The organism is Pseudohongiella sp. (genome assembly GCF_040877505.1).
In the GTDB taxonomy this organism is placed as follows: domain Bacteria; phylum Pseudomonadota; class Gammaproteobacteria; order Pseudomonadales; family Pseudohongiellaceae; genus Pseudohongiella.
Genome location: NZ_JBBDNQ010000034.1, coordinates 198151 through 210945, shown reverse-complemented (window position 1 = coordinate 210945; position 12795 = coordinate 198151). Strand labels below are relative to the sequence as shown.

The following is a 12795-nucleotide window of genomic DNA, read 5'->3' as shown; positions in this document are numbered from 1 at the left end:
GTGAAGGCGGCCGTACCGTGGGCGCTGGTGTGGTATCGAAGATTCTTGAGTAAGATTGTAGACGTTCGGCGAAGAGGCGGCTTCTGGTCGCCTCTTTCGCGGGCGGGCCAGGCGGGAAGAATATCCGATAGTTGAGAGTTTTGCTTGACACAAGGGTGCTTCGGCCTTAGAATTCCGCTTCCTTTTTTCCAGTCCCGAAAGTGTTTTTAGGGGCGGTTCAAGAAGTAACTGTTTAATTTAAAAAGTTTTTTGGAGAGCAGAGTAGATGCAAAGTCAGCGTATCAGAATCCGGCTTAAGGCCTTTGATCATCGGCTGATCGATCAGTCTACTCAGGAAATAGTCGATACTGCCAAGCGGACAGGTGCGCAGGTGCGTGGCCCCATCCCTTTGCCGACGAACAAGGAGCGCTACACCATATTGATATCGCCGCACGTGAACAAAGATGCGCGCGATCAGTATGAAATCAGAACGCATAAGCGTCTCCTGGATATCGTAGAGCCAACAGAAAAAACAGTGGATGCACTGATGAAACTGGATCTGGCGGCAGGTGTTGAAGTGCAGATCAGTCTTGGGTAAGGGCTGAATATTCCAGAATTTTTGTGTTAGGCCGGTTTGTTTAATTGATGCGAGAAATGGTTCAGTGATTTAAAACTGATAACAGCTAGCTCAGGGGGCAGATAGTGTCCCACAGCAAACATGGTGTAATGCGATAGCAGCCATAGCGGGTTCAAGCCCCGTACACGATGAGGTTCAAAAAATGTCGATTGGTTTGGTCGGTCGAAAGAGCGGCATGACCCGCGTATTCACTGAAGCTGGGGAGTCTATTCCGGTAACAGTGGTTGAGGTCAGCCCCAACAGAATTACTCAGCTTAAAACTGAGGAAGTGGATGGCTATAGCGCTGTTCAGGTAACCGTTGGTGCGCGCAAAGCGTCCCGCGTTACCCGTTCGCTGGCCGGTCACTTTGCCAAGGCGGGCACCGAAGCAGGCGAAGGCCTGTGGGAGTTCCGCGCGGCCCAGCAAGAGCTTGCCGACTTTACTGCCGGCGGCGAAATCACGGTTTCCCTCTTTGCAGCTGGCCAGAAAGTAGACGTCACGGGCACCTCCAAAGGTAAAGGCTTCGCCGGTACCATCAAGCGTCACAACTTCAGCATGCAGGATGCCACCCACGGTAACTCGCTGTCTCACCGGGCACCCGGTTCCATTGGTCAGTGTCAAACGCCAGGTCGCGTGTGGAAAGGCAAGAAAATGGCCGGACACATGGGCGATGTGCGCGTCACTACGCAGTCACTGGAAGTTGTACGTGTCGACACTGATAACAATCTGTTGCTGGTCAAGGGTGCTATTCCTGGTGCTACTGGCTCCAGAGTGGTTGTGCGTCCTTCTGTCAAATCAGCCGGATCCAAGGGGTAATCAGCGATGGAACTTAATCTCGCAAAACCCGGTAGCCAGGCCGGTAACGGAACAGTCTCAGTATCCGATGAGACTTTCGGTAAAGAATTTAACGAAGCATTGGTCCACCAGACAGTCGTCACCTATATGGCAGGCGCTCGTCAGGGCACCGTGCAGCAAAAGACTCGCTCAGATGTCAGGGGCGGTGGCCGCAAGCCTTGGCGTCAGAAGGGCACGGGCCGTGCCCGCGCCGGTACTACGCGAAGCCCGATCTGGCGCTCCGGTGGTGTTACGTTTGCTGCGCGTCCTCAGGATCACAGCAAAAAGCTGAACAGAAAGATGTACCGTGGCGCGATGCGCTGCATTCTGTCCGAGTTGTTGCGTCAGGATCGTTTGATCATTGTTGAGCAGTTCGCACTTGATTCACACAAAACCAAGGATCTGGCCAGCAAGCTGAAAGAGTTTGCTCTGGACAACGTGCTTATCGTGGCAGAGGAAGTGGCAGAGAATCTCTACCTTGCCGCACGCAACCTGCATAACGTTGATGTGCTGGACGTGTCGGGTCTGGATCCGGTCAGTCTGATTGGTTTCGAGAAAGTAATGATGACTGTGCCTGCACTCAAAAAAGTTGAGGAGATGCTGTCATGAACCAGCAAAGACTGTATTCAATTATTGTTGGTCCTCACGTGTCGGAAAAAGCGGCAATCATGGCTGAAGGTCACAACCAGGTAGCATTTGTTGTTACCAGTGATGCGACCAAGCCGGAGATTCGCGAAGCCATCGAGACACTGTTCAAAGTGACTGTTGAAGAGCTTCAGGTGTTGAACGTCAAGGGTAAAACCAAGCGTACAGCCCGCGGTAAACTGAGACAAAAATCAAACTGGAAAAAGGCTTACGTTAAGCTCGCGCAAGGTCAGGAAATCGACTTTGCGGACATGGCGTAAGGAAGGGTCGCGGTTATGGCAGTTGTAAAATGTAAACCCACCTCGCCAGGGCGCAGGTTCGTCATCAAGATTGTGAACCCTGAGCTGCACAAAGGTGAGCCGTATGCGCCTTTGTTGGCAAGCAAGTCCAAGACAGGTGGACGTAATAACGCTGGTCGTATTACGCGTCGTCACGCTGGCGGTGGTCACAAACAGAAGTACCGGATCATTGATTTCCGTCGCGACAAGGACGGTATCGCAGCGACAGTGGAGCGACTGGAATACGATCCGAATCGTACCGCCAACATCGCGCTGTTGCTTTATGCCGATGGCGAGCGTCGTTACATCATTGCTCCGGCCAAAATCAGTGCCGGCGACTCCCTGATTTCAGGTGATGAGGCGCCGATCAAGACAGGCAACTGTCTGCCACTGCGCAACATACCGCTGGGTAGCACGATTCATTGTGTAGAGCTCAAGCCAGGCAAGGGCGCGCAGATCGCACGCAGCGCTGGTGGCTCTGCTCAGCTGGTTGCCCGTGAAGGCGCCTACGCTACTTTGCGTCTGCGTTCGGGCGAAATGCGTAAAGTGCTGGCGGATTGTCGCGCCACTTTGGGCGAAGTATCAAATTCAGAGCACAGCCTGCGATCACTGGGTAAAGCCGGTGCCACACGCTGGCGTGGTATTCGCCCGACGGTTCGTGGTGTGGTAATGAACCCGGTAGACCACCCGCATGGTGGTGGTGAGGGTCGTACCTCCGGTGGTCGTCATCCTGTGACGCCATGGGGTAAGCCGACCAAGGGTTACAAAACCAGGACAAACAAGCGTACCTCTAACATGATTGTACGCCGCAGAAATGCAAGCCGATAAGGCCTGATAACAGAGGAAATAAAAGTGCCACGTTCACTGAAAAAGGGTCCTTTCATAGACCTTCATTTAATGAAAAAAGTGCAGGCAGCGCGCGATGCCAACGACAAGCGTCCAATCAAAACCTGGTCGCGTCGTTCAATGGTATCTCCGGATATGCTCGGCCTGACAATCGCCGTGCATAATGGTCAGCAGCATGTGCCCGTGTTTATTTCCGAAGACATGGTGGGCCATAAGCTGGGCGAATTCTCGGCGACACGGAACTACCGTGGCCACGTTGCTGACAAGAAAGCCAAGCGCTGATTAGCGGGGATAATGAGATGGAAGTTGTAGCAAGATTGCGCGGCGCTCGGCTCTCTGCCCAGAAGGCAAGGCTGGTAGCTGATCAGATTCGAGGCAAGGCAGTTGAAGAAGCACTGCAATTGTTGAGCTTCAGCCCCAAAAAGGGTGCAGAGATCATCAAGAAAGTGCTGGATTCAGCGATAGCCAATGCTGAGCATAATGAAGGGGCGGATGTGGATGAATTGAAGGTCTCCACTATCTTTGTAGATGAAGGTATGAGCATGAAGCGAATTCGTCCGCGAGCCAAAGGCCGCGCTGATCGCATCGTCAAGCGTACCTGCCACATCACCGTTAAAGTAGCCGATAAGTAGGAGATCAGGATGGGTCAGAAAGTACATCCAACCGGAATTCGGCTTGGTATAGTTAAAAAACACACTTCAGTCTGGTTTGCTGAAGGTCGAAATTATGCTGAGCATTTGCTGGTAGACTTGCAGGTTCGCGCTTACATCCGCAAGCAGCTTGCAAATGCATCTGTGTCCCGGGTAGAGATCGAGCGTCCGGCACAAACAGCCCGTATTACCATTTACACTGCCCGACCCGGCATCGTGATTGGCAAGAAAGGCGAAGATGTGGAGAAGCTGCGTAATACCCTGATAGCGAAAATGGGTGTTCCGGTTCATATCAACATTGAAGAGATTCGCAAGCCTGATCTGGACGCTCAATTGGTAGCCGACAGTGTTGCTCAGCAGCTGGAGCGTCGTGTGATGTTCCGTCGCGCCATGAAGCGCGCGGTACAGAATGCCATGCGCCAGGGCGCTGAAGGGATCAGAATTCAGGTTGGTGGTCGTCTTGGTGGTGCAGAAATTGCCCGGACCGAGTGGTACCGTGAAGGTCGTGTACCTTTGCACACTCTGCGCGCGGATATTGATTATGCAGCGTCCGAAGCAGCTACAACATACGGGATTATTGGCGTGAAGGTCTGGATTTTCAAAGGTGAAATCCTGGACCTGAAGGAAGCCGCCACGGCTCCACAGAAAGCGTCCAAGTAGAGGATAGGCCAAGATGTTACAACCAAAGCGTACCAAATTTCGTAAGATGATGAAGGGCCGTAACCGCGGTCTCTCTCATCGCGGCAGTAAGGTAGATTTCGGCGAGTTCGGTCTCAAGGCTGTTTCTCGCGGTCGGTTGACTGCACGTCAGATCGAATCTGCCCGTCGTGCCATGACTCGTCACGTGAAGCGTGGCGGCAAAATCTGGATTCGTGTGTTCCCGGACAAGCCTATTACCCAGAAGCCTCTCGAAGTGCGTCAGGGTAAAGGTAAGGGTAACGTGGAATACTGGGTGGCGCTGATTCAGCCAGGTCGAGTGATGTTCGAGATCGAGGGTGTTGATGAGACGCTGGCGCGTGAAGCGTTCCAGCTGGCGGCCGCCAAGCTCCCGTTTGAGACCACTTTTGTTAAACGGACGGTGATGTAATGAAAGCCAATGAATTGCGTGAAAAATCCGTTGTGGAGCTCAATGAACAACTCAACGGCCTGTATCGTGATCAGTTCAACTACAGGATTCAGAAGCGGACAGGACAACTCGGGCAGACGCACCTGCTGTCAGCTGTTAAGCATGATATAGCCCGGGTTAAGACGATCATTACTGAAAAGCAGAAAAGTGGATCCTGATTATGTCGCTTAATGAAACTAACGAAACAAAGACCGGGCGCATGGTGTCTGGCAAAGTCGTCAGCTCAAAGATGGACAAGTCCATTGTTGTGCTGGTTGAGCGTCGGGTGAAGCACCCGGTGTACGGCAAATATATTACACGTTCCTCCAAGCTCCACGCGCATGACGCGAACAATGAGTGTAAAGAGGGCGATAAGGTTACTGTTAAAGAAGTCAGACCGATGTCAAAGACCAAAACCTGGTCGCTGGTATCGATTGATGAAAGAGCTATGCAGATCTGATTCTGACAGTAAATTGGTTTTTGGCGCCATCTGGCGTTGTTGCTAAAGCGACAGTTTAAAGGGTTCGGAGAGAATCGATGATTCAGGTACAGTCATATTTAGATGTGGCAGACAACAGTGGTGCCAAACGAGTAATGTGTATCAAGGTGCTCGGCGGCTCACATCGTCGTTATGCCCGCATCGGGGATGTCATAAAAGTGACAGTCAAGGAAGCGATTCCCCGAGGCAAGGTGAAGAAGGGCCAGGTGTTATCAGCACTGGTTGTTCGCACCAAAAAAGGTGTTCGCAGAAGCGACGGCTCGCTTATCAAGTTTGATGATAATGCTGCGATTCTGCTCAATAATCAGCAAGCGCCCATCGGGACGCGTGTGTTCGGGCCGGTGACTCGGGAACTTCGTAACGAGAAGTTCATGCGAATCATCTCCCTGGCACCCGAAGTGCTGTGATAGAAATCGAGGCCGCGAAATATGCGTAAGATCAAGTGTAACGATGAAGTGATAGTCATCTCCGGTAAGGACAAGGGCAAGCGTGGTACGGTGTCCCGTCTGGTCGGCGAAAACAAGGTGATTGTCGGTGGTATCAATATTGTAAAACGACACACCAAGCCAAACCCGAATGCGGGCGTGACAGGTGGTATCGTTGAGAAGGAAGCTGCCCTGGATATTTCCAATGTAGCTATCTTCAATCCGGAAACCAGTAAAGCTGATCGTGTCGGCTTCCTGGTAGAAGACGGAAAGAAAAAGCGGATTTTCAAATCCTCTAACAAAGTCATTGATTAACGGAAACTCAGGTCGCCAACATGGCTCAGTTGAAAGAATTTTACAAAAGTGACGTAATACCCACTCTGAAAAAACAGTTCGGGTATGACAATCCGATGCGCGTGCCCCGTATCACCAAGGTGGTATTGAATATGGGCGTAGGTGAGGCTGTGGGCGACAAGAAGTTGCTGGACAACGCTGTCGCAGACCTGGTCATGATCAGTGGTCAGAAGCCGGTTATCACCAAGGCGCGTAAATCCATCGCAGGCTTCAAGATTCGTGCTGGCTGGCCCATTGGTGCCAAAGTCACCTTGCGTGGTGAGCGCATGTACGATTTCCTTGACCGTCTGGTTGATATCGCGATCCCGCGTATTCGTGACTTCCGTGGCTTGAACCCTAAAGCATTCGACGGTCGTGGTAACTATGCGATGGGCGTGACCGAGCAAATCATTTTCCCGGAAGTGGAATATGACAAGGTAGACAAGATTCGTGGTCTGGATATCACCATCACCACGACAGCACAAAATGACGAGGAAGGCAGAGCGCTGTTAGCCGCCATGCGTTTCCCGTTTAAAGCACAGGCAGCCAAGTCTGCCGCGAAGGAGTCCTGAAATGGCTAAATCTTCAATGATTGCACGCGAAGAGAAGCGGACCCGCACGGTAGCAAAGTTTGCGAAAAAGCGCGCGGCCATCAAAGCTGTTCTTGCAGATGTGAATGCCAGCGATGATGAGAAGTGGGAAGCGCAGATTGCATTTCAGAAGTTGCCGCGAGATGCCAGCCCGGTTCGTCAGCGCAAGCGTTGTCGTATCACCGGTCGTCCTCACGGGGTGTACCGCAAGTTCGGAATGTGCCGACACAAGTTGCGTGAAGCAGCCATGCGTGGCGATGTGCCTGGACTGACAAAGGCCAGCTGGTAAGCGGAGAAATTAATTATGAGTATGTCAGATCCAATTGCAGATTTGTTGACACGCCTGCGAAATGCACAAATGGCACGTTTGCCCAAGATGAGCTGCCCGTCGTCCAAAGTAAAAGTGGCCATTTGCCGCGTACTGCAGGATGAAGGCTACATCACTGGTTTCGATGTTCAGGAGAATGGCAGCAAGCGTGAATTGACTGTTGACCTGAAGTACTTTCAGGGCAAGCCCGTGATCGAAGAAATCAAACGGGTAAGCAAGCCCGGCCTGCGTCAGTACAAGGGTAAAGAAGAATTGCCGCGAAACCGCCAAGGGCTCGGTATCGTTATCGTCTCCACCAATCAGGGGTTGATGACAGAGAAACAGGCCCGTTCCGCCGGCGTCGGCGGGGAAGTTTTGTGTACCGTATTCTGATACACACAATTCTTAGACACAGTATATAGAGCACGATTATGTCCAGAGTAGCGAAAAACCCGATTACATTGCCGAAAGGTGTAGAGACGGCGATTGCTGGAAGCGCAATTACCGTAAAAGGTAGCAAAGGCAGTCTGAACATCGACCTGCACAACGATGTTGAAGTTCAACAGGACGGCAATGTTCTGCAGGTGTCGGCCAAAAACGGCTCACGCCAGGCAAACGCGCTGGCAGGAACATTTCGCGCCCTGATCAACAACATGGTTGTGGGTGTGAGTGAAGGTTTTCAGCGCAAATTGCAGCTTCAGGGCGTTGGTTATCGTGCCAAGGCCCAGGGCAAAACACTGAATATTACGGTTGGTTATTCTCATCCGATCGATTACGAATTGCCTGCTGGTGTTACGGCGGACACACCGACTCAGACTGAGATCGTGTTGAGTTCCTCCGACAAACAGCTGCTTGGAAAAGTAGCGGCGGACATTCGTGATTTCCGTCCACCGGAGCCTTACAAGGGCAAGGGTATTCGATACGCGGACGAGAATGTTTACAGAAAAGAAGCGAAGAAAAAATAGGGCGTGACATGATGAATGTGAAAAAGCAGGCTCGTATTCGTCGCGCACGACGAACCAGAGCAAAGATAAGTGAGCTGGGTGTTAACCGCTTGTGTGTTTATCGCACACCGCGCCACATATATGCACAGATTATCTCGGCAACGGGTGATCAGGTGTTGGCAAGCGCGTCGACGGTTGAGAAAGAAATGCGCAGCGGCGTCACAGGTAATGTTGAAGCAGCCAGCAAGATCGGAAAACTGATTGCTGAACGGGCCAAGAAGGCCGGCTTGAACAAAGTGGCATTTGATCGTGCCGGTTATAACTATCATGGTCGCGTAAAGGCTTTGGCTGATGCGGCGCGTGAAGGCGGCTTGGAATTTTAAGGGTTTAAGAATATGGCAGCTAGAGACGAGGCGAGAAAGAACGAAGAAGGTTTACAGGAGAAATTGATCCAGGTAAACCGTGTCGCCAAGGTGGTTAAAGGTGGTCGAATTTTCGCCTTTACTGCATTGACTGCGGTCGGTGATGGCAATGGTCGTGTAGGTTTCGGTCGTGGCAAGGCACGTGAAGTGCCGCTGGCTATCCAGAAGGCGATGGAAGCTGCCAGAAGAAACATGATCTCTGTGTCTCTGGACGGCAATACACTGGAATATCCGGTGAAAGCACGTCACGGTGCCTCCAAGATTTACATGCAGCCTGCTTCAGAAGGTACCGGTATCATTGCCGGTGGCGCGATGCGCTCCATCCTTGAACTGGCGGGCATACAGAACGTACTGGCCAAGTGCTACGGTTCGACTAACCCGGTTAACGTGGTTAACGCGACCTTCAAAGGCCTGAAAACAATGCGTGCTGCCGAAAGTGTTGCGGCAAAGCGTGGCAAAACACTTGAAGAGATCCTGGGTTAAGCAGCTATGGCTAAGAAATCAGCAACTAAAGATACAGCGGGCACTGTTAAAGTGACCCTGGTTCGCAGCCCCATCGGAACGATGGAAAGACATCGTCAGTGCCTGGTAGGCCTGGGACTGCGTCGTATGCATCAGACCGTTGAACTTCAGGATACACCTTCTGTTCGCGGCATTATCAACAAAGTCAGCTATATGCTGCAGGTTGAGGGATAAGTCATGCAATTAAACACTCTGAGTCCGGCACCCGGAAGCACCCAGTCACCCAAGCGCGTTGGCCGCGGTATCGGCAGCGGCTGGGGCAAAACCTGTGGCACCGGTCATAAAGGTCAGAAGTCTCGTAGCGGTGGTACAGTACGTCCCGGTTTTGAAGGCGGTCAAATGCCGTTGCAGCGTCGTCTGCCAAAATTCGGCTTTTCTTCACGCGTGGGTCGCATGACCGGTGAAGTGCGTACCAGTGAACTGAATGCAATTGAAGCCGATGTGATCAATGTTGATACGCTGCGAGCAGCCAATATCATCAATGGCAGCATCAAGCGCGTTAAGGTCATGTTGTCCGGTGACGTGACCAAGGCAGTGACGGTTGAAGGCTTGCGCGTTAGCAAGGGTGCTCGTGCAGCAATCGAAGCGGCCGGCGGCAAAGTGATCGACGCGGTAGTGCCGGATTACGTCGGCAAGAAAAAGACAAAAAAAGCGGTAGCGCAAGGCTGATACAAACAAAATGGCAAAGAAACCTAACATGAGCGGTGAAGGTGTAGGCGCGGGTCTCGGCGAGCTTAAAGCACGTCTGTTGTTCCTGTTGTTTGCCATTTTGGTTTATCGGATCGGAACGCATATTCCGGTGCCAGGCATTGATCCGGCACAGCTTGCGAACATGTTCAGTCAGAATGAGGGTACTTTCCTCGGACTGTTCAATATGTTCTCGGGCGGTGCCCTTGAGCGCATGAGTATCGTGGCACTGGGCATCATGCCCTATATTTCTGCCTCCATTATCATGCAGCTGCTGAGTGCGGTGAATCCGCACCTGGCGCAACTGAAAAAAGAAGGCGAGTCCGGTCGCCGCAAGATTACGCAGTACACGCGTTATGGCGCGTTATTGCTGGCACTGGTGCAGGGTACGGGTATGGCAGTTGGTCTGCTGGCCCCCATGGCTTATAACCCGGGCCTGGGCTTTACCTTTACTGCGATTGTGTCGCTGGTAACAGGCGCCATGTTCATGATGTGGCTGGGTGAGCAGATTACCGAGCGCGGTGTTGGTAACGGTATTTCAATGCTTATTTTTGCCGGCATTGTTGCAGGCTTGCCGGCGGCTGTTGGTAACTCGCTGTCGCAGGCTTACGAAGGCCAGATCAGCGGTTTACTGCTGCTGGTAGTAGGCATCATTGCGGTTGTGGTGATTGCCGGCATCGTGTTTATCGAGCGTGGCCAGCGTCGTATCACAGTGAACTACGCTAAACGACAGCAAGGCAACAAGCTTTACCAGGCACAGTCCAGCCACCTGCCTCTGAAAGTGAATATGGCAGGTGTGATACCGGCGATTTTTGCCAGCAGTATCCTGCTGTTCCCGGCGTCAATCGGGCAGTGGTTTGGTCAGGCTGAAGGCGCTGAATGGCTACAGGATCTGGCTCTGATGATTGGACCGGGGCAGCCTCTGTACATCATTATTTTCAGTGCCATGATTATTTTCTTCTGCTTCTTCTACACGGCGTTGGTGTTTAACCCCCGTGATGTGGCAGATAACCTGAAGCGTTCAGGTGCCTTTATTCCCGGTATTCGTCCGGGTGAGCAGACTGCCCGGTACATCGATGCAGTGCTGACTCGATTGACAATGTTTGGTGCGATTTACATCACCATTGTTTGTTTGTTGCCGAACTTCTTCCAGATGATGGCCAATGTGCCATTTAATCTGGGTGGTACAGCGCTTTTGATTGTTGTGGTGGTGAGCATGGACTTTATGTCGCAAGTGCAATCCCATCTGATGTCGCACCAGTATGACTCTTTGATGAAGAAGTCCAATCTGGGCACTTTTGGTCGCAATTGAAGATTGACTAGCGATACCGGGCCTTAAAGCCCCGGCCGCCGAATGGAGAGAGAAACGTGAAAGTCAGAACATCAGTTAAAAAAATCTGTCGCAAATGCAAAGTTGTCAGACGCAACCGTGTTGTGCGGGTCATCTGCTCGGCGGAGCCCAGACACAAGCAGCGTCAGGGCTAAGTATCTGGTTGATTTTTATATCGCCAGAGTATATCCTTTGCGCCCCTGAATTCGAGGGGCATTGGGTCTCTGGTACATGAGTAATTTACAAGATTGGAGTTAAACTATGGCACGTATTGCCGGTGTCAACATACCAGATAACAAGCACCTCGTAATTTCCCTGGAATACATTTTCGGGATAGGTGCGACACGCGCCAAACTGATTTGCGAACGTGTCGGTATTGCTCCCCAGACCAAGACCAACGCTTTGTCGCCGGAACAACTGGACAATATTCGTGCAGAAGTCGGCAAGTTTACTGTAGAAGGTGATCTGCGTCGTGAAGTGTCAATGAGCATCAAGCGCCTGATGGACCTCGGTTGTTTCCGTGGTATCCGTCACCGTCGTTCATTGCCCGTTCGTGGTCAGCGCACCAAGACGAATGCCCGGACCCGTAAAGGCCCGCGTAAACCGATTCGTAAATAAGTTGTAATGACCCGCGCAACTGTGTGCGGGTTCGAGAGATAAACGCTTTAATCTGATTCAGGAATTATCTATGGCAAAGCCAGCAGCTAAAGCAGCCCCAAAGAAAAAGGCGCGAAAAGCGGTTGTGGACGGGATTGCATTTATTCATGCATCCTTCAATAACACTATCGTGACAATCACTGACCGTCAGGGTAACGCCCTGAGCTGGGCCACCTCGGGTGGTTCGGGTTTCCGTGGTTCACGTAAAAGCACACCGTTTGCTGCGCAGGTTGCTGCTGAACGTGCCGGTAAATCAGCGATCGAGTTGTATGGTCTGAAGAACCTTGATGTCAAGGTTAACGGTCCTGGCCCGGGTCGTGAATCAGCCGTACGTGCGCTGAATGCCTGCGGTCTGAAAGTCGGCAACATCACTGATGTGACGCCGATTCCACACAACGGTTGTCGACCCCCGAAAAAGCGCCGAGTCTGACGCTTAATCACCGGATCAGTTATCGCTCATTCAGGCTTAATGCCGAGAGTAAGAATACAGGAGTCAGTCTATGGCCCGCTACCTAGGCCCAAAATGCAAGCTAGCTCGACGCGAGGGAACAGATCTGTTCCTGAAGAGCGGTGTTCGTCCGCTGGAAAGCAAGTGCAAAGCAGAAACCATTCCCGGTCAGCACGGCGCGCGTCGTGGCCGACTGTCCGACTACGGTGTCCAGCTGCGTGAAAAGCAGAAAGTGCGTCGTATGTACGGCATCCTTGAACGTCAGTTCGCGTCGTACTACAAGGAAGCTGCCCGCCGTAAGGGTGCAACCGGTGAAAATCTGCTGCAACTCCTGGAATGTCGTCTGGACAACGTTGTATATCGTATGGGTTTTGGCTCAACACGTGCCGAGTCCCGTCAGTTGGTATCGCACAAATCCATTCTGGTCAATGGCGCCGTTGTCAACGTGCCGTCGTATCAGATAGCACCTGGTGACGTGGTTTCCGTGCGTCCGAAAGCAAAAGAGCAGCTGCGTATCAAGTCAGCGATGGATCTGGCTGGCCAGCGTACTGCAGTGGAATGGCTCACTGTGGATACAACGAAACAGGAAGGGCAGTTTACCCGTAAACCTGATCGCGCTGATTTGTCTCAGGATATTAACGAAAACCTGATCGTAGAGCTTTACTCCAAGTAAGTCT

General features: G+C 52.0%; 25 protein-coding genes and 1 pseudogene. All 26 read left to right on the top strand.

What is annotated here, in order from left to right; translation table 11 throughout:
• The first annotated feature begins 265 nt into the window (after nucleotides 1-265).
• The 26 genes and pseudogenes from rpsJ (at nucleotide 266) to rpsD (ending at nucleotide 12791) form a co-directional block, all read left to right on the top strand.
• Nucleotides 266-577, top strand: a complete 312-nt coding sequence (gene rpsJ / locus WD071_RS13290; protein WP_368048862.1) for a 30S ribosomal protein S10 — start codon at nucleotides 266-268, stop codon at nucleotides 575-577.
• A gap of 181 nt (nucleotides 578-758) precedes the next feature.
• Nucleotides 759-1412: a 50S ribosomal protein L3 gene (gene rplC / locus WD071_RS13285; protein ID WP_368048861.1), complete on the top strand. Its 654-nt coding sequence runs from the start codon at nucleotides 759-761 to the stop codon at nucleotides 1410-1412.
• 6 nt (nucleotides 1413-1418) lie between these two features.
• Complete coding sequence (gene rplD / locus WD071_RS13280) at nucleotides 1419-2039, top strand: 50S ribosomal protein L4 (protein ID WP_368048860.1); 621 nt, start codon at nucleotides 1419-1421, stop codon at nucleotides 2037-2039.
• The gene (rplW, locus tag WD071_RS13275; protein ID WP_368048859.1) at nucleotides 2036-2335 is read left to right on the top strand and encodes a 50S ribosomal protein L23; all 300 of its coding nucleotides are present in this window, start codon (nucleotides 2036-2038) and stop codon (nucleotides 2333-2335) included. Before rplD ends, rplW begins: the two co-directional genes overlap by 4 nt.
• A gap of 15 nt (nucleotides 2336-2350) precedes the next feature.
• The gene (rplB, locus tag WD071_RS13270; protein WP_368048858.1) at nucleotides 2351-3181 is read left to right on the top strand and encodes a 50S ribosomal protein L2; all 831 of its coding nucleotides are present in this window, start codon (nucleotides 2351-2353) and stop codon (nucleotides 3179-3181) included.
• A 24-nt stretch (nucleotides 3182-3205) separates the two neighbouring features.
• Entirely contained in the window at nucleotides 3206-3481 is a 276-nt protein-coding gene (gene rpsS, locus WD071_RS13265; RefSeq protein WP_368048857.1) for a 30S ribosomal protein S19, read from the top strand.
• A 17-nt stretch (nucleotides 3482-3498) separates the two neighbouring features.
• Nucleotides 3499-3831 carry a 50S ribosomal protein L22 gene (rplV, locus tag WD071_RS13260; RefSeq protein WP_368048856.1) on the top strand — a complete coding sequence of 111 codons (333 nt, stop codon included), beginning with the start codon at nucleotides 3499-3501 and terminating at the stop codon, nucleotides 3829-3831.
• A gap of 9 nt (nucleotides 3832-3840) precedes the next feature.
• Nucleotides 3841-4509 (top strand): 30S ribosomal protein S3, encoded by a 669-nt coding sequence (rpsC, locus tag WD071_RS13255; RefSeq protein WP_368048855.1) that lies wholly within the window; start codon nucleotides 3841-3843, stop codon nucleotides 4507-4509.
• A gap of 13 nt (nucleotides 4510-4522) precedes the next feature.
• On the top strand, nucleotides 4523-4936 hold the full coding sequence (gene rplP / locus WD071_RS13250) for a 50S ribosomal protein L16 (RefSeq protein ID WP_368048854.1): 414 nt from the start codon (nucleotides 4523-4525) through the stop codon (nucleotides 4934-4936).
• Nucleotides 4936-5133 (top strand): 50S ribosomal protein L29, encoded by a 198-nt coding sequence (gene rpmC / locus WD071_RS13245; RefSeq protein ID WP_368048853.1) that lies wholly within the window; start codon nucleotides 4936-4938, stop codon nucleotides 5131-5133. Before rplP ends, rpmC begins: the two co-directional genes overlap by 1 nt.
• 2 nt (nucleotides 5134-5135) lie before the next feature.
• A complete protein-coding gene (rpsQ, locus tag WD071_RS13240; RefSeq protein ID WP_368048852.1) occupies nucleotides 5136-5414 on the top strand; it encodes a 30S ribosomal protein S17 in 279 nt (92 codons plus the stop codon).
• A gap of 77 nt (nucleotides 5415-5491) precedes the next feature.
• Nucleotides 5492-5860 (top strand): 50S ribosomal protein L14, encoded by a 369-nt coding sequence (gene rplN / locus WD071_RS13235; RefSeq protein WP_068810485.1) that lies wholly within the window; start codon nucleotides 5492-5494, stop codon nucleotides 5858-5860.
• A gap of 21 nt (nucleotides 5861-5881) precedes the next feature.
• Nucleotides 5882-6193 (top strand): 50S ribosomal protein L24, encoded by a 312-nt coding sequence (rplX, locus tag WD071_RS13230; RefSeq protein WP_368048851.1) that lies wholly within the window; start codon nucleotides 5882-5884, stop codon nucleotides 6191-6193.
• A 20-nt stretch (nucleotides 6194-6213) separates the two neighbouring features.
• Nucleotides 6214-6783, top strand: coding sequence for a 50S ribosomal protein L5 (gene rplE / locus WD071_RS13225; protein ID WP_368048850.1), 570 nt, complete (start codon nucleotides 6214-6216; stop codon nucleotides 6781-6783).
• 1 nt (nucleotide 6784) lies between these two features.
• Nucleotides 6785-7090, top strand: a complete 306-nt coding sequence (gene rpsN, locus WD071_RS13220) for a 30S ribosomal protein S14 (RefSeq protein ID WP_368048849.1) — start codon at nucleotides 6785-6787, stop codon at nucleotides 7088-7090.
• Between the two features lie 15 nt (nucleotides 7091-7105).
• Nucleotides 7106-7501 carry a 30S ribosomal protein S8 gene (gene rpsH, locus WD071_RS13215; RefSeq protein ID WP_368048848.1) on the top strand — a complete coding sequence of 132 codons (396 nt, stop codon included), beginning with the start codon at nucleotides 7106-7108 and terminating at the stop codon, nucleotides 7499-7501.
• Between the two features lie 38 nt (nucleotides 7502-7539).
• Nucleotides 7540-8073 (top strand): 50S ribosomal protein L6, encoded by a 534-nt coding sequence (rplF, locus tag WD071_RS13210; RefSeq protein WP_368048847.1) that lies wholly within the window; start codon nucleotides 7540-7542, stop codon nucleotides 8071-8073.
• A gap of 11 nt (nucleotides 8074-8084) precedes the next feature.
• Nucleotides 8085-8435 (top strand): 50S ribosomal protein L18, encoded by a 351-nt coding sequence (rplR, locus tag WD071_RS13205; RefSeq protein WP_368048872.1) that lies wholly within the window; start codon nucleotides 8085-8087, stop codon nucleotides 8433-8435.
• A gap of 12 nt (nucleotides 8436-8447) precedes the next feature.
• Entirely contained in the window at nucleotides 8448-8957 is a 510-nt protein-coding gene (gene rpsE / locus WD071_RS13200) for a 30S ribosomal protein S5 (protein WP_070119193.1), read from the top strand.
• A gap of 6 nt (nucleotides 8958-8963) precedes the next feature.
• A complete protein-coding gene (gene rpmD / locus WD071_RS13195; protein WP_368048846.1) occupies nucleotides 8964-9170 on the top strand; it encodes a 50S ribosomal protein L30 in 207 nt (68 codons plus the stop codon).
• Between the two features lie 3 nt (nucleotides 9171-9173).
• Nucleotides 9174-9605: pseudogene (gene rplO, locus WD071_RS13190) on the top strand (50S ribosomal protein L15); the annotation flags it as partial.
• Between the two features lie 70 nt (nucleotides 9606-9675).
• Complete coding sequence (secY, locus tag WD071_RS13185; RefSeq protein ID WP_368048845.1) at nucleotides 9676-10995, top strand: preprotein translocase subunit SecY; 1320 nt, start codon at nucleotides 9676-9678, stop codon at nucleotides 10993-10995.
• Between the two features lie 56 nt (nucleotides 10996-11051).
• A complete protein-coding gene (gene rpmJ, locus WD071_RS13180; RefSeq protein WP_083264754.1) occupies nucleotides 11052-11168 on the top strand; it encodes a 50S ribosomal protein L36 in 117 nt (38 codons plus the stop codon).
• A 106-nt stretch (nucleotides 11169-11274) separates the two neighbouring features.
• Nucleotides 11275-11631, top strand: coding sequence for a 30S ribosomal protein S13 (rpsM, locus tag WD071_RS13175; protein ID WP_368048844.1), 357 nt, complete (start codon nucleotides 11275-11277; stop codon nucleotides 11629-11631).
• A gap of 70 nt (nucleotides 11632-11701) precedes the next feature.
• Complete coding sequence (gene rpsK / locus WD071_RS13170; RefSeq protein WP_368048843.1) at nucleotides 11702-12100, top strand: 30S ribosomal protein S11; 399 nt, start codon at nucleotides 11702-11704, stop codon at nucleotides 12098-12100.
• A gap of 70 nt (nucleotides 12101-12170) precedes the next feature.
• Nucleotides 12171-12791, top strand: a complete 621-nt coding sequence (rpsD, locus tag WD071_RS13165; protein ID WP_368048842.1) for a 30S ribosomal protein S4 — start codon at nucleotides 12171-12173, stop codon at nucleotides 12789-12791.
• Nucleotides 12792-12795: the final 4 nt, after the last annotated feature.